This window comes from Klebsiella sp. A-Nf5 (assembly GCF_002810545.1).
Taxonomy (GTDB): domain Bacteria; phylum Pseudomonadota; class Gammaproteobacteria; order Enterobacterales; family Enterobacteriaceae; genus Klebsiella; species Klebsiella variicola.
In genome coordinates this window covers 59989-82081 of the sequence record NZ_PIOG01000069.1, presented here as the reverse complement: position 1 = coordinate 82081, position 22093 = coordinate 59989, and the positions used below count along the sequence as shown (strand labels likewise).

At 55.4% G+C, this 22093-nt stretch carries 21 protein-coding genes; 14 read left to right on the top strand and 7 right to left on the bottom strand.

Annotated elements, in window-relative coordinates; genetic code table 11:
• Positions 1–11: 11 nt before the first annotated feature.
• From CWM53_RS08055 to CWM53_RS08015, 9 genes are all read left to right on the top strand, one after another.
• A complete protein-coding gene (locus tag CWM53_RS08055) occupies positions 12–1457 on the top strand; it encodes a tagaturonate reductase (RefSeq protein ID WP_100730399.1) in 1446 nt (481 codons plus the stop codon).
• 134 nt (positions 1458–1591) lie between these two features.
• Positions 1592–4357 carry a sigma 54-interacting transcriptional regulator gene (locus CWM53_RS08050; RefSeq protein ID WP_100631984.1) on the top strand — a complete coding sequence of 922 codons (2766 nt, stop codon included), beginning with the start codon at positions 1592–1594 and terminating at the stop codon, positions 4355–4357.
• 99 nt (positions 4358–4456) lie between these two features.
• Positions 4457–4879 (top strand): PTS sugar transporter subunit IIA, encoded by a 423-nt coding sequence (locus tag CWM53_RS08045; RefSeq protein ID WP_074387142.1) that lies wholly within the window; start codon positions 4457–4459, stop codon positions 4877–4879.
• Between the two features lie 14 nt (positions 4880–4893).
• On the top strand, positions 4894–5364 hold the full coding sequence (locus tag CWM53_RS08040) for a PTS sugar transporter subunit IIB (RefSeq protein ID WP_074387141.1): 471 nt from the start codon (positions 4894–4896) through the stop codon (positions 5362–5364).
• A 16-nt stretch (positions 5365–5380) separates the two neighbouring features.
• Positions 5381–6160 carry a PTS mannose/fructose/sorbose/N-acetylgalactosamine transporter subunit IIC gene (locus CWM53_RS08035; protein WP_074387140.1) on the top strand — a complete coding sequence of 260 codons (780 nt, stop codon included), beginning with the start codon at positions 5381–5383 and terminating at the stop codon, positions 6158–6160.
• A complete protein-coding gene (locus CWM53_RS08030) occupies positions 6138–6989 on the top strand; it encodes a PTS system mannose/fructose/sorbose family transporter subunit IID (protein WP_074387139.1) in 852 nt (283 codons plus the stop codon). Before CWM53_RS08035 ends, CWM53_RS08030 begins: the two co-directional genes overlap by 23 nt.
• 12 nt (positions 6990–7001) lie before the next feature.
• Positions 7002–8063, top strand: a complete 1062-nt coding sequence (locus tag CWM53_RS08025) for an SIS domain-containing protein (RefSeq protein WP_100730398.1) — start codon at positions 7002–7004, stop codon at positions 8061–8063.
• A gap of 17 nt (positions 8064–8080) precedes the next feature.
• Positions 8081–9091, top strand: coding sequence for an SIS domain-containing protein (locus CWM53_RS08020; RefSeq protein ID WP_074387137.1), 1011 nt, complete (start codon positions 8081–8083; stop codon positions 9089–9091).
• 133 nt (positions 9092–9224) lie between these two features.
• Positions 9225–10175, top strand: a complete 951-nt coding sequence (locus tag CWM53_RS08015; RefSeq protein ID WP_165785039.1) for an Rpn family recombination-promoting nuclease/putative transposase — start codon at positions 9225–9227, stop codon at positions 10173–10175.
• Between the two features lie 60 nt (positions 10176–10235).
• Here CWM53_RS08015 and opgB read toward each other — a convergent pair whose 3' ends face one another.
• From opgB to CWM53_RS07985, 6 genes are all read right to left on the bottom strand, one after another.
• Positions 10236–12527 (bottom strand): phosphatidylglycerol--membrane-oligosaccharide glycerophosphotransferase, encoded by a 2292-nt coding sequence (gene opgB, locus CWM53_RS08010; RefSeq protein WP_100730397.1) that lies wholly within the window; start codon positions 12525–12527, stop codon positions 10236–10238.
• A 256-nt stretch (positions 12528–12783) separates the two neighbouring features.
• A complete protein-coding gene (locus CWM53_RS08005; RefSeq protein ID WP_074387135.1) occupies positions 12784–13278 on the bottom strand; it encodes a DUF2501 domain-containing protein in 495 nt (164 codons plus the stop codon).
• Positions 13279–13343: 65 nt separating this feature from the next.
• The gene (gene dnaC / locus CWM53_RS08000) at positions 13344–14081 is read right to left on the bottom strand and encodes a DNA replication protein DnaC (protein ID WP_008807545.1); all 738 of its coding nucleotides are present in this window, start codon (positions 14079–14081) and stop codon (positions 13344–13346) included.
• A 2-nt stretch (positions 14082–14083) separates the two neighbouring features.
• On the bottom strand, positions 14084–14623 hold the full coding sequence (dnaT, locus tag CWM53_RS07995; RefSeq protein ID WP_074387134.1) for a primosomal protein DnaT: 540 nt from the start codon (positions 14621–14623) through the stop codon (positions 14084–14086).
• 102 nt (positions 14624–14725) lie between these two features.
• The gene (locus tag CWM53_RS07990) at positions 14726–15199 is read right to left on the bottom strand and encodes a threonine/serine exporter (RefSeq protein WP_074387133.1); all 474 of its coding nucleotides are present in this window, start codon (positions 15197–15199) and stop codon (positions 14726–14728) included.
• Positions 15190–15966 (bottom strand): threonine/serine ThrE exporter family protein, encoded by a 777-nt coding sequence (locus CWM53_RS07985; RefSeq protein WP_008807542.1) that lies wholly within the window; start codon positions 15964–15966, stop codon positions 15190–15192. Before CWM53_RS07985 ends, CWM53_RS07990 begins: the two co-directional genes overlap by 10 nt.
• A gap of 281 nt (positions 15967–16247) precedes the next feature.
• Between CWM53_RS07985 and pobA the strand changes: the two genes are divergently transcribed.
• The 4 genes from pobA (at position 16248) to bglJ (ending at position 19952) form a co-directional block, all read left to right on the top strand.
• Entirely contained in the window at positions 16248–17432 is a 1185-nt protein-coding gene (pobA, locus tag CWM53_RS07980) for a 4-hydroxybenzoate 3-monooxygenase (protein ID WP_074387132.1), read from the top strand.
• Between the two features lie 16 nt (positions 17433–17448).
• On the top strand, positions 17449–18330 hold the full coding sequence (locus CWM53_RS07975) for a helix-turn-helix domain-containing protein (RefSeq protein ID WP_061155855.1): 882 nt from the start codon (positions 17449–17451) through the stop codon (positions 18328–18330).
• 264 nt (positions 18331–18594) lie between these two features.
• A complete protein-coding gene (locus CWM53_RS07970; protein WP_008807539.1) occupies positions 18595–19317 on the top strand; it encodes a helix-turn-helix transcriptional regulator in 723 nt (240 codons plus the stop codon).
• Positions 19278–19952, top strand: a complete 675-nt coding sequence (gene bglJ, locus CWM53_RS07965) for a DNA-binding transcriptional activator BglJ (protein WP_077268428.1) — start codon at positions 19278–19280, stop codon at positions 19950–19952. Before CWM53_RS07970 ends, bglJ begins: the two co-directional genes overlap by 40 nt.
• A gap of 5 nt (positions 19953–19957) precedes the next feature.
• Here the strand turns inward: bglJ and CWM53_RS07960 are convergent, their stop codons facing one another.
• Positions 19958–20416: a YbaK/EbsC family protein gene (locus CWM53_RS07960; protein ID WP_004151383.1), complete on the bottom strand. Its 459-nt coding sequence runs from the start codon at positions 20414–20416 to the stop codon at positions 19958–19960.
• A gap of 332 nt (positions 20417–20748) precedes the next feature.
• Between CWM53_RS07960 and CWM53_RS07955 the strand changes: the two genes are divergently transcribed.
• Complete coding sequence (locus tag CWM53_RS07955) at positions 20749–22092, top strand: PTS sugar transporter subunit IIC (RefSeq protein WP_061155853.1); 1344 nt, start codon at positions 20749–20751, stop codon at positions 22090–22092.
• The last annotated feature ends 1 nt before the right edge of the window (position 22093 follow it).

Below are 22093 nucleotides of genomic sequence, written 5' to 3'. Positions count from 1 at the left end.
CAGGTAAGCTTATGAAATCGTTAAACCGACAAGATTTTCCCGGGCCGCAGTACCCGACGCGCGCGATTCAGTTTGGCGAGGGCAACTTCCTGCGGGCATTTATTGACTGGCAGCTGGATCTGCTGAATGAGCAAACCGATCTGGCGGCGGGCGTGACCATTATTCGCCCGATCAACACCGCGTTTCCGCCGTCGCTCAATACCCAGGACGGGCTTTACACCACGGTGATCCGCGGACTGGACGAACGCGGCGAGGCGGTGAGCGAGGCGCGGATTATTCGATCGGTGAATAACGAGATCAATCCCTGGCAGGATTTTGCCGGCTATCTGGCGCTGGCTCGAAATCCGGCGATCGCGTTCGTATTTTCAAACACCACCGAAGCGGGCATCAGCTATCACGCCGGAGACCGGCCTGACGATAAGCCGCCGGTTAGCTTCCCGGCGAAACTGGCCCAGCTGCTGCTCGAACGGTTCCGCCATTTCAACGGCGCAGTGGATAAGGGTTGGACGATCATCCCCTGCGAGCTAATTGACTATAACGGCGAGGCGCTGAAGGCGCTGGTGCTGCGCTATGCCGAAGAGTGGCAATTACCCGCGGCTTTTCGCGACTGGGTTGAGACCGCCAATACGTTTTGTTCAACGCTGGTTGACCGCATCGTCACCGGCTACCCGCGTGATGAAGCAGAAAAGCTGGAAACGGAGCTGGGCTACCATGATGCTTTCCTCGATACCGCCGAATACTTCTGGCTGTTTGTGATTCAGGGGCCGCAGGCGCTGGCGAAGAAACTGCGCCTTGATCGCTGTCCGCTCAATATTCGCATCGTCGACGATATTCGCCCCTACAAAGAGCGCAAAGTCGCCATTCTCAACGGCGCACATACCGCGCTGGTCCCCGTAGCGTGGTTGTGCGGCGTGGATACGGTTGGCGAAGCGATGCAGGACGAAGCCATTCGCCATTATGTACAGCAGACGATTGATGAAGAGATTATCCCGGCGCTCGATTTACCGGCCGAGGAGCTTCGTCAGTTTGCCGATGCGGTCACCGGGCGCTTTCTTAATCCCTATATTCGCCATCAATTGCTCGCCATCGCCCTGAACGGCATGACTAAGTTCCGCACCCGGATCCTGCCGCAGCTGCTGACGACAATCCGCCAGCACGGCGCGATCCCCCCGCGGCTAACGTTTGCCCTGGCGGCGCTTATCGCCTTCTATCGCGGCCAGCGCGACGGACAGGTGTATCCGCTGCAAGATGATGACGTCTGGTTAACCCGCTTCTCGCAAGGATGGAAGCAGGTGGCGAACGGGAGCCCGCTGCATGGACTGGTCACGGACGTCCTGCAGGATAACGCGCACTGGGGCGAGGATCTGACGGCTATTCCCGGCCTTTCCGACCAGGTCACGCGCTATCTGGAAATGATTTTGCGCTCAGGAATGCGGGAGGCCCTGGCGCGGCTGTAACGGTTTTGTTATGCGGCGTCCGCGGATTTGGGCGCCGTTTTTTTTGTGCTCCGAACCGCAAAAAGTGAATTTAGCGCCAACGCCTGGTGGATTTCCCGCATCATAAGCCTCTGTAAGGTGAAGAGGGGGATGTAATGCGTAAAACGGAACTGTTGGCTTTTCTGCAAAATCAGACCGATTTTTTCGATCCGGATAACCTGAGCGAGGTCTTCACCGCTGGCTACCTGGCCCGGCGTTTTGCGATGCAAAGAAATACCGCCAGCCACTATCTGAATCAGTTGGTGGCCCAGGATGTGCTGGTGAAGATCAATACTCGACCAGTCTATTTCCTGCATAAAGCCGCCTTCTGCCAGCAGTTTTTCCCTCTTTCCCGCAGCGAGTACGCCAGCATGGCGGAACTGCTCGCAGAGAGCGACCGGCAGCCGGAGCAGGCGGATCATTTCTCATTGCTGACCGGCCATGACGGTAGCCTGCGCAAGCCTATCGAACAGATGAAAACCGCGCTGTTTTATCCCAACGGTGGGCTTCCGCTGCTGATCGTTGGCGACAGCGGAACTGGCAAGAGCTATATGGCGGAGCTGATGCATGAGTTTGCTATCGCCCAGGGGCTGCTGCCGCCCGATGCGCCTTTTGTCAGCTTTAACTGCGCCCAGTATGCCAGCAACCCGGAGCTGTTGGCCGCCAACCTGTTTGGCTACGTTAAAGGCGCGTTTACCGGCGCGCAGAGCGATAAAGCCGGGGCGTTTGAGGCGGCAAATGGCGGCGTGCTGTTTCTTGATGAAGTCCATCGTCTGGATGCGCAGGGGCAGGAAAAGCTCTTCACCTGGCTGGACCGCAAGGAGATCTATCGGGTGGGGGAAACGGCGCAGGGGATGCCGATTTCGCTGCGGCTGGTGTTTGCCACCACCGAAGATATTCACAGCACTTTTCTGACCACCTTTATTCGCCGTATTCCGATCCTCGTTAGCCTGCCTGATTTACAGACCCGCAGCCGCCACGAAAAAGAAGCGTTAACGCTGCAGTTTTTCTGGCAGGAGGCGCGCACGTTGGCTGCCCGGCTGCAGCTGACGCCACGGCTGCTACAGGTGCTGACGCACTATGTTTATCGCGGTAACGTCGGTGAGCTGAAGAATGTGGTGAAATACGCCGTGGCGTCGGCCTGGGCCAGGTGTCCGGGCAGCGAGATGCTTACCGTGACGCTGCATGATCTGCCGGAAAATATCATGGCTGCGACGCCGGCCCTCAGTGAAGCGATGGGCCAGCAGGAGCCGCTGCTTATCGAGCCGCAGACCAGCCTGGTCTGGCTGCTACGCGCGCGCGACCCGATTCAGGGGCTGATTTATGATACTCAGTGCCGCGTTCTCGCGCTGTATGAGGCGGTGCAGAGTAAAAAAACGCTCTGGGAAGAGGCGCAAAAAAGCATGGGCGAGGAGATTGAAACCCTCTTTGATCGGCTGATTTTCGATAATCACGATGCCAATAGTTCGCATATGTTGCTGCTGATAACGCATCAGGTGCGGGAGGAGTTTTATCGCCTTGAAAAGCGCTTCAATATCCAGTTTAACGGCAACTGTATTTACGCTTTAAGTCACTACCTAATTCATCGTTCCCGGCAGGGGCCGTCCACGATGAGCAACGAGAAAAGCCGCCTGCTGGAGGATTTTCTGGCGCAGAAATATCCGCTGCTGTATCGCTTTTGCGAAGAGATCCTCGCTGCGCTGGCGCTGAAGCTGGACATTGAACCCCGGCGCATTGACCTGCTGCTGCTGGTGCTGTGGTTACAGAAAAATGGCGCCATCAGCCAGCAGCAGGTGACCCGGGCAATTATCCTCGCCCACGGTTACGCCACCGCCAGCAGCATCGCCAACGTGGCGAACCGGTTGCTGAAAAGCCAGCTGTTTGAGTCATTCGATATGCCGCTCGACGTGACGCCGGAGGCTATTGCTAACCAGGTGATGGCCTATATTGAGAGCCACGCCCTGGCGTCAGGATTGATCATTCTGGTCGATATGGGATCGCTGAACGCCATTCATCGCCATTTTAATCGTCGCCTGAGTACGCCGATGGCGATTATCAACAATGTCTCCACCGGTATGGCGATGTACGTCGGGGAGCGCATTTTGCAGGGCGTTATGCTGGAAGATATCGTCCGCGAGATCCGCGGCGATCTCGCGGTCGAGCATCAGCTCTATTACCCGCAAACCGATAAACCGCGGGCGATTCTTACGACCTGCGCCACCGGTCTGGGCGCGGCGGCGAATCTGTCGGCGCTGTTAAAAGCCAGCATTCCTGAGACGCTCGGCATTGATATTGTGGCCTGTGATGTGGAAACGCTCGCCGATCCCGCGCGGCGGCAACCGATGCTCAGCCGCTATGAGGTGCTGGCGATCGTTGGAACTCTGGACCCGCAGCTTGCCGATCTGCCGTGGATCTCGCTGGATTCGCTGATTTCCGGCCAGGGCAGCCGCCCGCTGATGCGTATCTTCGGCGAGCTGGCCTCCTCTGAACAAGTCAGCGAGATCAATAACCTGATCCTGAAAAATTTCTCGCTGCGCCGGGTGATCGAGTCGGTGACGATCCTCGATACCGCAAAGGTCATCAATCAGGTCGAGCAGTTTTTACTGCGCTATGAGCATCTGGCCGGCTACGACGTGCCCAACGATCGCAAGGTGGCGCTGTACGTGCATATCAGCTGTCTGATTGAGCGCCTGATCCGCAACGCGTCGCCATCCCATTATTCCGGAAGGCAGTGTCCGCAGAGCGAGCTGGCGACGCTTCGCGAGGCTTTTAGTGTCATTGAGAGCGGATATAGTGTCAAAATCCCCGCCATAGAGCTCTGCTACATTCACGATATCCTGACGCGGGAAACGGAATTTATTCAGGAAGATCAGGAGTTTTAGTTCCCTCAGTCTGTTCGTCCTTGCGCTAACCAGCGCGCCACTGTTTCTGGCACGCCGGTTGCTATTAAGAAAGCAGTGGAATGCGCTTTCGAGGTAAGGATGAAACGACACTATATTTTTGCCAGCCATGGCACCTTTGCTAACGGTTTGCTGAACTCCGTGGAGCTAATCCTCGGTAAACAGCCGGATATTCATACCCTGTGTGCCTACGTCGAGGAGGAGTCCGATCTCACGCAGCAGGTGGAGGCGCTACTGGCGCGTTTCCCGGCGCAGGATGAACTGATAGTGATTACGGATATTTTTGCCGGTAGCGTGAATAACGAGTTTGTTCGTTTTTTATCACGCCCACACTTCCATTTATTATCAGGTTTAAATCTGCCGCTGATTATTGATTTGCTTATTTCTGCAACGGAAGAAAATACCGAGAAATTAATTACTGAAGCATTAACCAGCGCCAAAGAGAGCATTCAGTACTGCAATCAAACGATTGCCAGTGCGATGACCACTGATAAAGACTTCTGAAATGAGGGAACACTATGATTACGCTTTTAAGGGTAGACCATCGATTACTTCACGGACAGGTAGCCTTTTCCTGGACGCAATATGTCGGTGCTGATTGTATTTTGATCGCTAACGATAATGTCCCTAACGATGAACTGCGTAAAACGACGATTAAGCTCGCTAAGCCGCCGTCGGTAAAACTGGTAATTAAAAATATTGATGACTCCATTGAGGCAATTAAAAGCGGCGTTACCGATAAATATAATTTATTTATTGTTGTTGAATCGGTGGACGATGCCTGGCGTATAGCCAATGCGGTGGGAAATATCAAGAGCATTAATCTTGGCGGGATTAAAGCGAAAGAGGGCAGCCAGAATATCTCTAAGGCAATTAATTTACTGCCAAAAGAAATAGAGCAGCTACAACAACTGGTGGGGAAGGGCGTCGAGGTGGAGATTCGCCAGGTCCCGAACGATCGCAAACAGCTTTTTACGGAATGCGTGTAATTCCGGAGGACAGATTATGGTAGAGGCTCTCTTACTGGGTCTGGTGGCGTTTATCGCGCAATCGGAATATGCCTTAGGGACGTCGCTGATTTCCCGGCCTATCGTCACCGGGCTACTGACCGGTTTGGTGCTGGGGGATGTGCAGACCGGCGTCATCATGGGCGCGACGCTGGAGCTAGCGTTTATCGGCTCGTTCTCCGTTGGCGCCTCGATCCCGCCCGACGTGGTGACCGGCGGTATTCTCGGCGTGGCGTTCGCCATTACCTCTGGCGCGGGCACAGAAACGGCGTTGCTGCTTGGCCTGCCTATCGCCACCCTGACCCTGATCCTGAAAAACGTTTATCTGGGGATGTTTATCCCGATGCTCAGCCAGAAGGCTGACGGCTACGCGGAACGGGCGGATACGCGGGGCATTGAGCGGATGCATCTGATTGCCGGCTTCGGGCTGTCGCTGATGCTGGCCACGGTGGTGACCGTTTCATTCCTGGTGGGCAGCAACGCGGTGAAATCCCTGCTCGATACCATCCCGGAATTTATCAAACACGGGCTCAGCGTCGCTACCGGCATCATTCCGGCCCTCGGCTTCGCGATGCTCGCCAGGTTGCTGATTAACAAGAAAGTCGCGCCGTACTTTTTCCTTGGCTTCGTGCTGATGGCCTACCTGAAAATCCCGGTGACCGGCATCGCCATTCTCGGCGCTATCGTGGCGGTGGTCATGGTTAACGTCACCGCGTTGAATTCACCTCGTACGACGACAGAACAAGGAGTCAGCGATGACGACGAAGATGATTTCTGAAGAGACCCTGCGCCCGCAGGAGCAAGAAGAGACTCGTATTACGCCACGAGATTTACGCCGGGTGTTCTGGCGATCCTTCCAGATGGAGTTCTCGTGGAACTATGAGCGGCAGATGAATCTCGCCTTTGTTTACGCGTTGATCCCGGTGCTGAAGAAGCTCTATCCGCGCAAAGAGGAGTTGGCCGGTGCGTTGAAACGGCATCTGGTGTTCTTCAATACCACGCCGCATATCGTCACATTGCTGCTGGGGATCACCACGGCGATGGAGGAAAAAAACAGCCAGCAGAAAAATATGGACGCCAACGCGATCGATAACGTTAAAGCGTCTCTGATGGGGCCGCTGGCCGGGCTGGGGGACTCCTTTTTCTGGGGTACGCTGCGGCTGATCGCCACCGGCATCGGCACCAGCCTGGCGCTCAAGGGCAACGTTCTCGGACCCATTCTGTTTCTGCTGGTGTTTAACGTGCCGCATATCCTGGTGCGCTGGTTTTTTACCCGTTGGGGCTATGTGCTGGGCACCGGGGTGCTGCAGCGGATCCAGAAGAGCGGAATGATGGAGAGCCTGACCTACGGGGCGTCGATTATCGGCCTGATGGTGGTCGGGGCGATGACCGCCTCAATGATCGATATCACCATCCCTCTCTCCTTTGGAGCCGGGGAAGCCAAAACTCAGGTGCAGGACATTATCAATGACATTCTGCCCTGCATGCTGCCGCTGGTGAGTTTTGGCATCGTCTACTGGCTGCTGGGGCGGAAGGTTAAACCGCTCTCTATTATTGGCGGCATGGCGCTGGTGGGTATTCTGGGTTCGTGGATCGGATTGTTTTAACGGGAGTGAGCTATGCGACCAACAATGATGACCTATATCAGCGAAGAGCCGGCCTGTCTGGCGCAGATCCTGCGCGACTACCGGCAAAAGCTGGCGGCGATTGAGACCTTTGCCCACCAGCACCCGGTACGCCGAATTTTGCTGCTGGCAACCGGATCGTCGCTAAATGCCGCGCTGTGCGCGCGTTATTTCTTTGAACAGCGCTTCGGCGTGCTGGTTGACATTAAAGAGCCGTACAACTTTACGCATTACGAGGCTGTCGATCCGCATACCGATCTGGTGGTGGCGATTTCGCAGAGCGGAAAAAGCGCCTCGACGCTGGAGGCGATGCGCAAGGTTCAGGCGGCGAATCTGCCGGTTTTTGCCCTGACCTCCGACCCGCAAAGCCCGATCGCCCGGGCCTGCGATGGGATACTGGATATCAATACCGGTATCGAGAGCGTGGGGTTTGTCACCCGCGGGTTTAGCGCGACGGTGCTGAATTTGCTGCTGATGGCGCTGATGATTGCCCGTGCCCAGGGGAAAGCCAGCGAGGCCGAGGAGCAGCGCTATCTTGCCGAACTGCAGCGGCTGGCGGCGGCGATCCCGGATGTCATTGACCGCACCTCGCGGTTTATCGACAGGCATGGCGAAGCGCTGCGGGGCGGCGAGCGCTTTGTCGCCACCGGCTATGGCGCGCTGGTTGGCGTGGCGAAGGAATTTGAAACCAAATTTACCGAAACGGTACGCGTGCCCTCCAGCGGCTTTGAGCTGGAAGCCTATATGCACGGTCCCTATCTGGAAGCCAACGCCCGCCATGTGATGCTGTTTATTGAAGATGCGCCGGATGCGCGAACCCGGGCGCTGCGGGACTATATGGCGCCTTCCATTGCCCGCGCCTTTACACTGACGCTGAGCGACGAAGAGGATGCGCAGACGCTGGCGCTAAGCTGCCCGTGTGAACATCACCTGGCGCCGCTGCTGCTGATCGTTCCCGTCCAGATGCTGGCCTGGCATACCGCCGGCCTGAAAGGTATCGATCTGGCTAAACGTATTTTTGACGATTTTGACCGCGTATTAAAAAGTAAAATCTGAATATTCAGGAGAAAACTATGTTGGGTTTTAATCAGGACGAGTACCTGACCAGTGCTCGCGAGATCATCGCTGCGCGTAAACAGGCTGAAACCGTGGCCGACGATATTTATGACTGCGGCTGCAGCGCATTATTTTTTGCCTCGGTAGGCGGTTCTCTGGCGCCGATGATGGCCATTAATGAGTTTGCCAAAGAATTAACCAGCGTGCCGGTTTATCTTGAGCAGGCGGCAGAATTAATTCATCGCGGGCATAAAAAATTAAATAAAGATGCGGTAGTCGTTACCCTATCTAAATCTGGCGATACCAAAGAGTCGGTGGCTATTGCCGAGTGGTGCAAGGCGCAGGGGATCCGCGTGGTGGCTATTACCCGTCATGCCGACTCGCCATTGGCCGCCGCCGCCACCTGGCATATTCCGATGTGCCACAAGAACGGCGTGGAATATGAATATATGCTGCTGTACTGGTTATTCTTCCGCATCATTTATCGTCACGGCGAGTTTGAAAATTACGCGCGATTTGCCAGCCAGCTCGAGTTACTGCCGGAAAATCTCTTGCAGGCCAAACGCCAGTTCGATCTCCAGGCGGATAGCATTGCCGCGCAATACCATGGCAGCGACTATATGATGTGGATTGGCGGCGCGGAAATGTGGGGCGAGGTCTACCTGTTCTCAATGTGTATTCTCGAAGAAATGCAGTGGAAGCGGACGAAATCCGTTAGCTCGGCTGAATTTTTCCACGGCACCCTGGAGCTGCTGGAAAAAGAGGTCCCGCTGTTTCTGGTGAAAGGTGAGGGGAAATGCCGGGCGCTGGACGAGCGCGTCGAACGCTTTGCCGAAAAGATAACTGACCATCTGGTGGTGATCGACCCGCGCGACTATCCGCTGAACGGCATTGATGACGCTTTCCGCTGGATTATGGCGCCGTGCGTGGTGTCAACCCTGCTGGTGGACCGGCTGGCGGCTCACTTTGAACACCATACCGGCCACGACCTCAATATCCGTCGTTACTACCGTCAGTTTGATTACTAAGCCGTGTTGATGGCGGCCAGCCGGGCTGGCCGCTACGCTATTCTCCGAGGCGCTTCCCAGAAAATTATCGTCAAATCCATTCGGGTAAAAACCGGTGGTAGAGTCCGGCTTTCCTTCTCTTTCAGGCAAGCGGATGGCCATGAAAAAACGGATGACCTCGACGCCGCACGATGCGGTCTTTAAACGATTTCTTCGCCACCCGGAGACGGCGAATGATTTCCTCACCCTCTACCTTCCAGAAGCGATCCGCCAGCGGTGCGATTTCGCGACCCTGAGACTGCAATCGGCGAGCTTTATCGATGAGGATCTGCGCGCCTGGTATTCGGACGTCCTCTGGTCGGTACAAACCACCTGCGGTGCGGGGTATGTTTACGTGGTGATAGAGCATCAGAGCTCGCCGGATAACCATATGGCGTTTCGCCTGATGCGCTATGCGATTGCCGCGATGCAGCGCCACCTGGATGCCGGGCACAAAACGCTGCCGTTGGTGGTGCCGATGCTTTTTTATCACGGTGTGACCAGTCCATACCCCTTTTCCCTCAACTGGCTGGATGAGTTTGCCGACCCGCAGCTGGCGAAGACGCTGTATGGCTGTCCGTTTCCGTTGATCGACGTTACGGTGATGCCAGATGATGACATCGTGCAACATCGGCGAGTCGCCTTGCTGGAGCTGATGCAAAAACATATTCGCCAGCGCGATCTCAGCGGCTTAACGGAGTCGTTGGCGGCCGTTGTGATGCTGGGATACACTAACCGTCGGCAGTTGAGAATGCTGTTTCACTATATGCTGCAGTACGGTAATACGGCCGAGCCGGGCGTGTTTCTCCGCCGGCTGGCCCGCCGTCTGCCACAGTATGAGGAGACACTGATGTCTATCGCGCAAAAGCTTAAGCAGGAAGGTCGTCAAGAAGGTCGTCAAGAAGGTCGACTAGAAGGCCGGGAAGAAGGGCACCAGGAGGGCTTACAGGAAGGAAGCCGGCGTGAGGCGCTGCGCATTGCCGGCAGTATGTTACAAAATGGCCTCGACAAAGAGATGGTACAGAAAATCACCGGACTGTCGGCTGATGAACTACAGCCGCTGTAGGGTTAACGCCCTGCCACGGCAACCGTTGCCCGGCGTGTAAACCCGCCGGGCAGGATGGTTTTAGCCTTCGCTTTTCACCACTTTGATCTCCACCATGCCGATCCCCAACTGACGTGGGGAGTGACCAAGGATATTCCCCTCGTTGGTGGACTGCGGGTCCGGCGGAGTGATGGTCAGGGTGTTGCTGTGCGACGGGTTGTCGAAATGCAGCGTCGTAGTGGTTACGTCATTGGCCAGCGTAAGCACTTGCTCACTGTCTCCCACCCGCACCGGGATCGGCTTATTGGCGTTTGGGCCGTAGGCTTTGGCGGTGATCACCAGATCAAATTTTTCCGGTAGCGGCTCTTTATATTCAATCTTCACGTCGCTGCCCAGCTGGGCGTTGGACCACCGACCCCAGGACTCGGGACGCGAAATGCCGCTGAACTGCTTGACCTCTTCCGGGGCGCCGGCGACGTTAAACACGAAGCTGTCGGCCTTGTAGCGAATATCGTTGTCGACGACTTTTAGCGTATCGACGTTGCCCTTATAGCGCTCCATATCGATAAGGGTGTCCCTGAAAGCGGTTTTGCCTTGCCACTGCGGTTTATCGACGTGCTGGACCTTCTGCTCACCGCCCAACTGCCCCTGCGAGACGCACCAGTCGGTGGAGAGCGCCAGCTCAGGCGACCACAGTTGCCCCATTTTATAGCAGCGATCGACCCACACGAAATTGTCCCGCGGCGCGAAATCGGCCAGCTGGAAGCGCAACGGCGCGGAGTATTCGCTCTCCGGCAGCGGTTCAACGCGCTGGTCCGATACCCGCAGCAGCAGCGGCAAACGGAAATGGCTGCCGGAGAAAGCGATCATGTTCTTCTGCGAGTCGATGGTGAAGTTTTTCATCTCTTTCGGGAAGTTCCACAGGCGGATCACGTCCGGTTTCCAGGCCAGCACTTTCTCTTTCATATTCAAGAAAATACCGGAGAGCGACTGGCCGGAGAGGCTGCTGCGCCCGAGGCCGATAAAGTTATCGCCGCCGAGAATATCCAGCACCGTCGCGCCGTTATCCATGGTGTTGCGTTTCACCGCCAGCGTCTCCTGTTGCGGTTGATCACCGCGCAACACGAAGAACAGATTGCTGCGATCGTGCTTGTTGAGATAATCCCAGGCGCTGTTTTTCATGGCCAGGTGATCGGAAGAGACCACGATGACCGTGTTTTTGAAATAGGGTGAGGCTTTGACCTTCTCGATCAGCGCGGCGATATGTTCCTGGCTGCAGCTAACGGCGCTGAAGGAGAGGTTTTTCTTACCGTCCACGTCATAGCGTTTACGCTCGCAGGTGCGCGAGATAAAGCCATCCGGGTGGTGAGTATCCACCGTCAGGGCGAACAGCGAGAAGCGTTTACCGGACCGGGACAGCTCTTCAAATTTTTTCCACGTCTCGTCGAGCACGGTGTCGTCATAGAAGCCCCAGTCGTTGCGATAGGCGGGATCCGCTACCGTGGTTTTGAGCTCTTCCGCCCCGAACAGGTGATCGAAGCCGTGGGATTTGAGAAACACGTCTTTGCCGGCAAAGCGCAGGTTGGCTCCCTGCACAAAGTAGTTTTCATAGCCGGAGTTTTTCAGGATATCGCCAAGGCAGATATTCTGCGGAAAGAAGCTGGAGACCGATGCCGAGGCGTTGCCTTCAAACGGCGCGAACAGCGGAATGCCGCACTGCGAGGCGACCATACCGGCGATGGTGTAATCCGTCCCCGGGAGCTGCATGGTATTGCTGAAATCGAGGCCCTGATCTTTTATTTTGCCGAGCTCAGGGGTGAGGTTAGGAAAGGCGTCGTTATCAAAATAGGTACGCTCGAGGCTTTCGCCATAGATATAGACCAGGTTCAGCTGTGGATTGTCGATACGCTTCGACGGCTCTTTGTAGTATGCGGCAAAGTCCGGGTCACCTTCCCGTGACTGCGATTTCACCAGCTCGCTGATCTGATGGAAGGCCGGGCTGGCATCAACGGAGGCCAGCGCCAGCAGCAGCGCCGCCAGGCTGTAACCGACGTGATGAGGATGATGCCGACGGCGGCGCAGCACCCAGCCCAGCGCGCCAAAGACGGCAACCAGCGCGACGCCCACCCCGACGCCCGGCAGAATGTATTTGCCGATCCCTGCGCCGGTCAGGCTGTTGGTCAGGGTATAGAGCACCGCGTCGTTGATGCCGTCGCCGGTAAAATAGTCGCTGGCGTAGAGGGTGATGTTCAGCACCACGAACAGACCTAACACCGTGAGCGTGGCGGCAAACCACCAGGTGTTACGACCCGCTTTCCAGGCATAAAGCACCACCGAAGCTAAAAATAAGGCGATGGATAACAACTCTGACACAGCTCATCCTCATTAGCGCCAGTTGTCGGCTGGCAGAACAGATTACTTTTCACGCCACACTGTAATTGCAGCGCCATCTTGCTGCAATTCTAGCGTCATGAAACTGTGCAGTTATTCAGAATTGGTTTAGATGTTGCCTTTTTTGATCGGTGTCGCATCGGGTATGGCGGGGAAGCGGAGAGGGAAAAGGGTAAAAAAACCGTTTCAGGCCGCGCTGCCGTCGCGAAGGCGACAAACGCGGCATTAGCAGTACGTATCAGGAGAGGAAGTTAACGCCCTGTTTTAAGACCAGATCGCAGGCTTTGGTTTTCACCTGCTTCGCCAGCGAGCTGTTGCCAAGCGTATTCAGGTCCAGCTGCTGGCCGTTATTACTGTTGAGCAAGCCCTGCAGGCCATCGAGATAGTTGGTGTCTTGTTTCTGTTTTTCCGGCGTGCTGAGTCCCAGTTTATCCAGCACCTGGTTTTTGACGTTATCGGCGCTGGTCACGGAGGCCAATTTCTGTTGCGCACAATATGACAGGATCCCGGCCGCATTATTCATGCTGCTGGCGGTCAGAGATTGGTTGCTGCCGCTGAGCAGGCTGGTTAGCGAGGAAACGGACATGCCGCCGCCGCCGGCCTGGGTGCTGCTGCCGCTAAGCTGGCTGGCGGCGCTGTTAAGAGAATCCTGCCAGGAGGCAGCATGGGCGCCGGCGAGGGTGAATGCACTGATGGCAAGCGCGGCAAGTAAGCCATTTTTAAACGATTTCATAGACGGACTCATAAGCGTGACTGAATAATCGCTTTAGTATAACGCCGTCGTCGTCCGGAAATCTCTTAATACTCCTTGCCAGTGACGCGGTGCCGGTAACTTTCCCAGTTGAAGATAACCCACAGGCTGTTCCCCAGTCGCATACGGTCCATTACCCGCTCGCCGAGCAGCTTGTTCATCTCTTCCATATTGCTGTTGGTGAGCATCCCGGTAGGCCGTTTGGATGAAGAACGACGGTCAACTATCTGATTGATAATGACCTTCTCATAGCGAGACTCCGTCTGCATACCAATTTCATCAATCACTAACAGGTCGACTTTGCTGAGGTCGCTCAGTAACTGTTCTTCGCTCGTTTCCCGGTTGCCAAAGGTATCTTTCATCGCCGACATAATATCGGCCACGGTGATGATTAAGACCGACTTCCCGCGCAGCAGCAGCTCGTTGCAGATGGCTGCCGCCAGGTGATTTTTGCCGGTCCCCGGTTTACCGGAGAAGATAAAGCTGGCGATATTGCCATCGAACTCTTCCACATACTGACGTGCGCGGGCGAGGGCGTTCATCTGTCCTTCGCACTCGACGCGGTAGTTATCAAAGGAACAGTTCTGATGCAGCGGGCGGATCCCTGAGCGGTTGAAGGTACGCTGCATTTTCATCGCGCGGTTCTCCCGCTCCAGCGCTTCGGAACGCAGCCGGCCTTGCTCTTTTTGCCAGGCCAACAGCTCTTCGCCGGTTTTAAACGCCGGTTCGATATGGGCCGGCATCATTTTCTGCAGACGCTTCATCAGGTCGCCCACGTTTTTCATGCTCATCCTCGGAAACCTCGCGGAATATGACTGTCGGGTTCGCTCACGCTGTTCACATCGCGCTTCGGCTGTCCGCCGTTGCTGGCGCGGCTGATTTGCACGCTGCGCGCCAGCTTCTGCTGCCACTGCACGTGGTGAAACACTTTACCTTCCGCCTGCCAGTAAGCGACGAAGGCGGCCAGCTCTTCCGGCGTGACTGGCTGGCTCAGGGCAATGCCCCACAGCGCGGCCAGGCGCTGAAAATCGGCGTCCGGCTGCCAGTCCGCGTACATGGCAAATTTGCCCATAGGCACCGCAACCGGCGCCGCGGCGGGCTCCTCGAAAAACTGCGGGTCAAGCGCGATGTCGCTGCCGGGGCGCGCCAGCCTGGCTTCCAGCTCCAGCAACTGCGCCAGCCGCGCTGGCGTCAGCGCATAGAATGCCGGCGCGTTATTGGCAAAAACGGCAACGGTGCCGTCAGTCGATTTCGCCAGCAGCGTCGCGTGCTGCTGGAGGAACTCTTCCAGGCCGCTAAAATGGGAGGTTAAAATTCGCGAAGACATAACTCTATCTCAACTCTGAACTGCAAAGAGTGGGGTGATCTGCACATAGTAGCACAGAGCCCATCGCGGAAGGAGCGTCGCGGCTGTACCGCGACGCCGGGGTCAGACGCGAGGGCGCTTACGATACAGCCACAGACCGGGTATCGACAGGCCAATAGAAAGGGCGCCCACAATAGACGACGCCTTTAAAAAATTGCTCAGCAGCAAAATCATCATCTCTTCAGAATAGCCAAAATGGCTGATCTTTACCGCGGAGATCATCGCGGTATAGGCCGAGATACCGGGAAACATCGGGATCACGGCGGCGACGGTAAAAATCTTCGGATGCGCCAGATACCAGCGTGACCACTGAATGCCGATGCTGCCCACCAGCAGCGCGGCGAGAAAGGTGGCCCATTCAATGTTAAAACCGGCGCTCATCATGACCATGCGCGAGCCGTGGCCGATCGCCCCCAGCAGCGCGCACCAGCGCAAGGCGCGCTGGGGGACATTAAAGACCATGGCAAAACCGACGGCGGGGATAGCCGCCAGCAGCATGTCTTCCGCCAGTGTGAAAATAAACGAGATTATGCCCATCCGCGCAGCCCCCATACGGTCATCGCCATCACCACGCCAATGCAGGTGGCAAGGGTTAACAGGCTGGCGATCGCCCAGCGGGCGAGCCCCGTATTAATATGCCCTTTAAACATATCGGCGACGGCGTTGATCAAAGGAAAACCCGGAACCAGCAACAGAACGCTGGCGGCCATGGCAATGGTTGGCGTGCTGGCAAAGGCCGGGAGGCGCAGCAGCAGCCCGGAGATGGTGGTGGCGACAAAGGCGGTGATGCAGAAGTTGATCTGCGGATGCATGGACCGGTGGGTCAGCACCTGACGAATGTACATGGCTACCGTACTGGCGCAGAAGCTGACCAGCGCGCCGTCCCAGCCGCCGTTATTCAGTTTGCAGAAACAGGCGCAGGAGAGCCCCACCATGATGACCAGCAGCCAGCGCGGATAGCGCAAGGGAACGATCTGCGCAAAGCGCTTCTCGACGTCGCGATAGTCCAGCAGCTTATGTTCGGCGAGGATCACAATATGCTGCACTTCCGTCACCACATGCATATTGATGCCGCGGTCGACATTTTTCCGCGTTGAGGTGAGACATTCGCCATCTTTAATGGTGGTCAGCACAATGGCATTAGACGAGATGGCGCTTTCGACGCTGTCCATTCCCAGCGCCCGTCCGAGGCGGGTGGAAAGCTCTTCCACCAGCGCACTTTCGGCGCCGTGCTGTAACAAAAAAAGACCACACTGGATGCACAATCGTGTGATTGCCCGCTGCTGTGACCGATCAACCTGCATAATTCCTCTGCTGTCCGCGACGTCTGGTTATCTGTCGATACTTTAACCTGAAGCGCCGTAGCGGCTGAGGGGGGCGGGATCAAATAATATGCAAAAATGTCCCGGCTGGCGGGGCGGCAGAATTTGAAGCGTCCCACACTTTTGCCAGTTTGGTGAAAAGTGCAATTTTTGTCGCCATTCATCCCTTCTTTTTCCCGTCTTACTTATCAAAAATGCAGGGAAGAACTTTTATTAAACAAAAATTATACAAATAATTAACCCTGCAAGAGTGAGACAACCCTATGAAAACACAGGTCGCGATTATTGGTGCAGGCCCCTCCGGGCTGCTGCTGGGGCAGTTGCTGCACAATGCCGGGATCCATACCGTGCTCCTCGAGCGTCAAACGCCACAGTATGTGCTGGGGCGCATCCGCGCGGGAATTCTGGAAAGCGGCACCGTCGATCTGCTACGCGAAGCGGGCGTGGCGCAGCGGATGGATGCCGAAGGCCTAGTGCATCATGGGGTGGAGTTTCTGTTTGACGGCCAGCGGGTACCTGTCGCACTGAGCGAGCTGACTGACGGCAAGAGCGTGATGGTTTATGGCCAGACGGAAGTGACACGCGATCTGATGGCGGCCCGGGCCGCCAGCGGCGCGCCGATCGTCTATGGCGTGAGCGAGGTGGCTATTCATGACGCGAAAAGCGACCGACCGACGGTCACCTACCTCAGCGAAGGTGAAACCTGCCGCCTGGAGTGCGACTTTATCGCCGGTTGCGACGGTTTTCACGGGGTGTCACGGCAAAGCATTCCCGCTGACATTCTCAAAACCTACGAGAGCGTGTGGCCGTTTGGTTGGTTAGGCCTGCTGGCGGATACGCCACCGGTCAATCCGGAGCTGATTTATGCACACCATCAGCGGGGGTTTGTATTGTGTAGTCAGCGCTCACTTACGCGCAGCCGCTATTATCTACAGGTTCCGCTGAGCGATAAGGTTGAAGCCTGGTCGGACGAGCGCTTCTGGCAGGAGCTGAAATGCCGCTTGCCGGAGGACCTGGCCTCCAGGTTAGTGACTGGTCACTCACTTGAGAAGAGCATTGCCCCTCTGCGTAGTTTCGTGGTGGAGCCGATGCAGTATGGGCGGCTGTTTCTGGTGGGAGATGCCGCGCATATCGTTCCGCCAACCGGCGCCAAAGGGTTAAACCTGGCGGCATCGGACGTTAACTACCTGTGGCGGATCCTGCGCGAATACTACCATCGTGGCCGCAGCGATCTGCTGGCGACCTACTCGCAACTGGCGCTGGATCGGGTGTGGAAAGGGGAACGTTTTAGCTGGTTTATGACCCGCCTGCTGCACGATTTCCCGGACCAGAACGCGTTCGACGCCAAAATGCAGGCCGCCGACCGCCGCTACTATCTTGGCTCCCGTGCCGGGCTGACCACCATCGCGGAAAACTACGTGGGCTTGCCCATGGAACGCGTTACCTGACTAAAGAGGAGTGATTATGCCGCCCATGCAAGCCGTCCCCGTATTTAAGCTGTATGGCGAAGAGCGCGGCTGGCCAACGCCGGACCTGTTGCACTGTGAGTCAATTTTGCAGCGTAGCAGTCTGTACGAGTGGCATATTCGCGTTCATCAGCATGCGGAAATGGTCCAGCTCCTGTATCTGCATCAGGGCCGGGCAGAGATCGAAATTGAAGGTACCACCGCGGTGATGACGGCGTCCTGTATCCAGGTGGTTCCCGCCCTCTGTATTCATGGGTTTCATTTTTCGCCCGGGACGCAGGGGTATGTGCTCTCTCTGGCGCTGCCGCTGCTGAGCCGGTTTGAAAATCAGTTCGGTCGGCCGCTGGATGTGCTTAGCGTACCGCAGTGCGTGCCGGTAGGCCGTTCCCGGGGGCGTATGCATACATTATTTTCCGCGCTTCGCGAGGAGTATTGCGAAGAGCATGATGCGCGGGAGATGATGCTGTACTCGCTGCTGGGGACGCTGCTGGTCTGGCTGAACCGGCAGTGCCACCCCGCACCGCCCGCGGAAGATAAAGCGGAGCGGAAGCGCAGTATGATGCGTCACTTTTCCCGGCTTATTGAGAGTCACTACCGACAGCATCTCCCGCTGGCGGAGTATGCGAAGCTGATTGGGTTGTCGGTCACGCATTTAAATTATTTATGCCGCGAGTTCTATGGCTGTAGCGCTCTGGGGGTATTGCATCAACGCCTGATGCTTGAAGCGCGACGTAATCTGCAGTACACCCGCATGACGGTAACGCAACTCTCTGATTATTTGGGTTTTAGTGATGCCGCCTATTTTTCTCGCTTTTTCCGCCGCTATAGCGGCATGTCGCCTAAAGCATTTAGGGAAACAATCAAAGATAATGCTTTATAACGTTGGTGCCTGAAATTACTTTTGCTTAATGATAGTTTAATCTTTTCTAATTTATTAGCGCAGGAGCGTCTGTGCTAATATTAATCGCAAGTATACACAGTAATAATATTTACACGGTATGACCACGGTTCGGTCGTTACGTATACCGTGTACGCAGGCCATGAATATAGTTTTTATATTCATTCAAAGAATGATATGGCGGTGATGTTAAGCGTCAATTGTTTTTCGGCAGGCGAAGGAACTTCGACAGGAAGCGGAGGTGTTATGTTACCAGGACAAGGTAAGTTTGGTGTCGTTATTAGTAAAATTCCCGTCATGCAGTCAGGGTTAAAGGTTATCTTCAATGAGAATCTCCCTGACTACGAACTCAGCTTTTGTCGTTCTCATGATGAGCTCACCCTTTTGCAACTGCGGCGGGCGGTGCTGGTCGTCGCGGATATCTCCGGCGAGATTGCGCATCCCCGGGCCGTTTGCGAGCGTTATTACTCCCTGATGACTCAGTATCGCGATATTCACTGGGTTTTTATGGTCAGCGACAGCCTCTATCCATTGGCCGTTGAGCTATTAATTCGTCCTGAAAGCTCGCTGATCTCCGAGAGCGAGCCGGTTAACCGGCTGATTGAGGTGATTTGCGCCGGCAGTCGTGCTGCCGAGCAAATTAGCCGGACGTTGTTCACCGGAGACGAGGATAGTGATTTCGCAAGCTACCACTCTGCGGCGATGCTGACCCTTTCGGAACGCAAGGTCTTGCGTCTTCTGGCAAAGGGATGGGGAATTAATCAGATCGCCGCGCTGTTGAAAAAGAGTAATAAAACCATCAGTGCGCAGAAAAATAGCGCAATGCGACGCTTATCACTGCGAAGTAATGCTGAAATGTATGCCTGGATCAACAGCGTGCAGGGAATGCAAGAGCTGAATATCAATTCAGCTTACGGGGAGCAAATGGAATGGAAAAAAATAGCACAACCCGCCATGTCGCCATCGTAGAAAAATGTGTGATGACGGAAATGGCCTGGCGCTATATCTTTAGTCGTGAAGATAATAGCCGATACCATATTCATTTTTTTAAAAATGTCAGTACGCTCAGGGCAGTGGAAACATCATTTCCCTGGTCAGCAATTATCTTTTCCCTTTCGGGAAGCCGGTCTTCACGAGCTGAGAGCCTGCTTTTTGTTCATGAAATGGCGCGAGGCCGACCGGAAGTACAAACGATTATTCTCGCTAATAATGAAAGTGAAATGCACCTGATCGGCCATCTTATGCCGGCCTGTCTGCATGGCATATTGAATAAATCCGCACCGCGACGCGGATTACAGGAGAGTTTGTTACAACTGCTGGACAATCATCATCTCAGCGGCAGCGAGCAATTTTGCGACAGAGAGGCGTGCAACGATCCGTTAAGCCCAACGGAGCACGCCATTCTTCGCTATATGTCCTGGGGATATTCACTTTCTGAAATTGCGATACAGCTGAACCGGAACATTAAAACTATCCGCGCGCATAAATTTAACGCCATGACCAAGCTCGGCGTTCGCTCAGACATTGGTTTATTAAACGCGGCGGATATCTTGCTGCATTTACCGGTGAACGGCGCGAACAACGCCGTTAAACAGGTGGCGTAACGCGGCTATAAACACACATCTACCCATGTCGCATCGGTGAGCTGCGCCATTCGTTCTGGTTCAATACGAACGGCGCTGTGAATGGCTCCCGCTGCGGGTAGCACCTCCTGATAGTGCCTGAGCGAGACGTCGCAATAGACGGCCAGCGGGTTTTCCAGACCAAAAGGGCACACGCCGCCTACCGGATGACCGGTCCAGGTCACTACCTCATCGCTGCTTAACATTCTGGCTTTCGCACCAAAGGTCTCTTTCAGCTTTTTGTTATCGAGCCGCGCATCGCCCCTGGCGACGATCAGTACAATCTTATCCTTGATCTTGAGCGACAGCGTTTTGGCGATTTGTCCCGGCTCAACATTGTGCGCGGCAGCGGCGAGCGCGACGGTAGCGGTACTCTGATTTAACTCAATAATTTCGATATCGGGGGCGTGTTCGGCAAAAAACTGCCGTACAGACTGCAGACTCATTGGATTCTCCTGATTTAAGCCTGGTTAAATCTGTCACAAGCCTGGCGGAGTGTAAATAACAGCGCGGACAATCCAGATTCTTTCTATTTTGTCGATCTCCTTCACATTCACCGTAACCGGTTACTGTAACCGGTTGCGGTTGGGCGCGTAGAGATGAATACTGGAACAGTCACTTCTCACTTTATTTATAACATAAGAGCCGTGTATGAATCGTTGCGTCATGAGCAGTATAGCCGGTAATCCATCAACGGCCTGCTGCATCAAAAACGGTCATCGTAACGGCAGGGTAATCGTTGTTGGGCCAGTATCAATAGCCTGTCAGGAGGGCTACTATGTCTGCTAACCATGCTGCGTTTAATTTGATATTTCGCTTTGTAGAAAATTACATAAGCCCCATAGCAGGGCGGATCTCATCGCAGCGTCACGTCATGGCTATCCGTGACGGTTTTATCTCAGCGATGCCATTTATGATCGTCGGATCGTTCCTGCTGGTGTTTGCTTATCCACCTTTCTCACCGGATACCACCTGGGGTTTTGCCCGCGCCTGGCTGGATCTGGCAAAAGAGTTTGAGGGACGAATTCTGACCCCCTTTGACATGACGATGGGGATCATGTCGATCTACATCTGCGCGGCGATCTCTTATAACCTCGGTAAACACTACGAGAAATCCAATCAGCTTGATCCCTTTATGTGCGCAATGTTGTCGATCATGGCCTTTTTGTTGGTTGCCGCGCCGAAGACGCAGGGTACGCTACCAGTGGATAGCCTCGGCGGGACGGGGATCTTTACCGCCATTCTGGTGGCGATCTACTGCGTGGAGATGATGCGTTTTCTTAAGGCGCATAATATCGGCATTCGCTTGCCGGATCAGGTTCCGCCGATGATCAAAAACTCGTTTGATCTGTTGATCCCGGTGCTGGTGGTCGTGCTGACGCTCTATCCGCTGAGTCTGTTTATCCAGCACCATTTTGACATGCTGATCCCGCAGGCCATTATGGCCATCTTCAAACCGCTGGTTTCGGCAGCCGACTCTCTACCGGCAATTCTGCTGGCGGTGCTTATTGGCCACCTGCTGTGGTTTGCCGGGATCCACGGCGCCGCGATTGTCTCCGGGATGCTGCAGATGTTCTGGCTGACCAACCTTGGTATGAACCAGCAGGCGCTGGCCCAGGGGGCGCCTCTGCCGCATATCTTCATGGAGGCGTTCTGGACATTCTTCATTGTGGTTGGTGGGTCCGGGGCGACCATGGGGCTGGTGTTCTGTTATCTGCGTAGCCGCTCAGCGCATTTGCGATCCATTGGCCGTCTGAGCGTGGTGCCAAGCCTGTTTAACATTAACGAGCCGGTTATCTTTGGGACGCCTATCGTCATGAATCCGGTGTTCTTTATTCCGTTCCTGCTGGCGCCAATGGTGAACGCGGTGCTGGCCTGGGCCGCAATGAAGCTGGATCTGATTGGCCGCGTTATCTCGGTGGTACCGTGGACGGCGCCAGCACCGATTGGCGGCGCCTGGGCGCTGGGCTGGGATTTCCGGGCGGCGGTTCTGGTGATTGTTCTGGCCTGCGTGTCGGCGATTATCTACTTCCCGTTCTTTAAGGTGTATGAGAAACAACTGCTTGCTCAGGAAGCGGAAGAGGCCGAACGGGCGGAGCAGGAGAGTCAGCAAACCGCATAAC

Bases quoted from the DNA above. Each gene is read 5' to 3' on its own strand.
- CWM53_RS08055 (WP_100730399.1), top strand. From the start codon at position 12: ATGAAATCGTTAAACCGACAAGATTTTCCCGGGCCGCAGTACCCGACG.
- CWM53_RS08050 (WP_100631984.1), top strand. From the start codon at position 1,592: ATGCGTAAAACGGAACTGTTGGCTTTTCTGCAAAATCAGACCGATTTT.
- CWM53_RS08045 (WP_074387142.1), top strand. From the start codon at position 4,457: ATGAAACGACACTATATTTTTGCCAGCCATGGCACCTTTGCTAACGGT.
- CWM53_RS08040 (WP_074387141.1), top strand. From the start codon at position 4,894: ATGATTACGCTTTTAAGGGTAGACCATCGATTACTTCACGGACAGGTA.
- CWM53_RS08035 (WP_074387140.1), top strand. From the start codon at position 5,381: ATGGTAGAGGCTCTCTTACTGGGTCTGGTGGCGTTTATCGCGCAATCG.
- CWM53_RS08030 (WP_074387139.1), top strand. From the start codon at position 6,138: ATGACGACGAAGATGATTTCTGAAGAGACCCTGCGCCCGCAGGAGCAA.
- CWM53_RS08025 (WP_100730398.1), top strand. From the start codon at position 7,002: ATGCGACCAACAATGATGACCTATATCAGCGAAGAGCCGGCCTGTCTG.
- CWM53_RS08020 (WP_074387137.1), top strand. From the start codon at position 8,081: ATGTTGGGTTTTAATCAGGACGAGTACCTGACCAGTGCTCGCGAGATC.
- CWM53_RS08015 (WP_165785039.1), top strand. From the start codon at position 9,225: ATGGCCATGAAAAAACGGATGACCTCGACGCCGCACGATGCGGTCTTT.
- CWM53_RS08005 (WP_074387135.1), bottom strand. From the start codon at position 13,278: ATGAAATCGTTTAAAAATGGCTTACTTGCCGCGCTTGCCATCAGTGCA.
- dnaC (WP_008807545.1), bottom strand. From the start codon at position 14,081: ATGAAAAACGTGGGCGACCTGATGAAGCGTCTGCAGAAAATGATGCCG.
- dnaT (WP_074387134.1), bottom strand. From the start codon at position 14,623: ATGTCTTCGCGAATTTTAACCTCCCATTTTAGCGGCCTGGAAGAGTTC.
- CWM53_RS07990 (WP_074387133.1), bottom strand. From the start codon at position 15,199: ATGGGCATAATCTCGTTTATTTTCACACTGGCGGAAGACATGCTGCTG.
- CWM53_RS07985 (WP_008807542.1), bottom strand. From the start codon at position 15,966: ATGCAGGTTGATCGGTCACAGCAGCGGGCAATCACACGATTGTGCATC.
- pobA (WP_074387132.1), top strand. From the start codon at position 16,248: ATGAAAACACAGGTCGCGATTATTGGTGCAGGCCCCTCCGGGCTGCTG.
- CWM53_RS07975 (WP_061155855.1), top strand. From the start codon at position 17,449: ATGCCGCCCATGCAAGCCGTCCCCGTATTTAAGCTGTATGGCGAAGAG.
- CWM53_RS07970 (WP_008807539.1), top strand. From the start codon at position 18,595: ATGTTACCAGGACAAGGTAAGTTTGGTGTCGTTATTAGTAAAATTCCC.
- bglJ (WP_077268428.1), top strand. From the start codon at position 19,278: ATGGAAAAAAATAGCACAACCCGCCATGTCGCCATCGTAGAAAAATGT.
- CWM53_RS07960 (WP_004151383.1), bottom strand. From the start codon at position 20,416: ATGAGTCTGCAGTCTGTACGGCAGTTTTTTGCCGAACACGCCCCCGAT.
- CWM53_RS07955 (WP_061155853.1), top strand. From the start codon at position 20,749: ATGTCTGCTAACCATGCTGCGTTTAATTTGATATTTCGCTTTGTAGAA.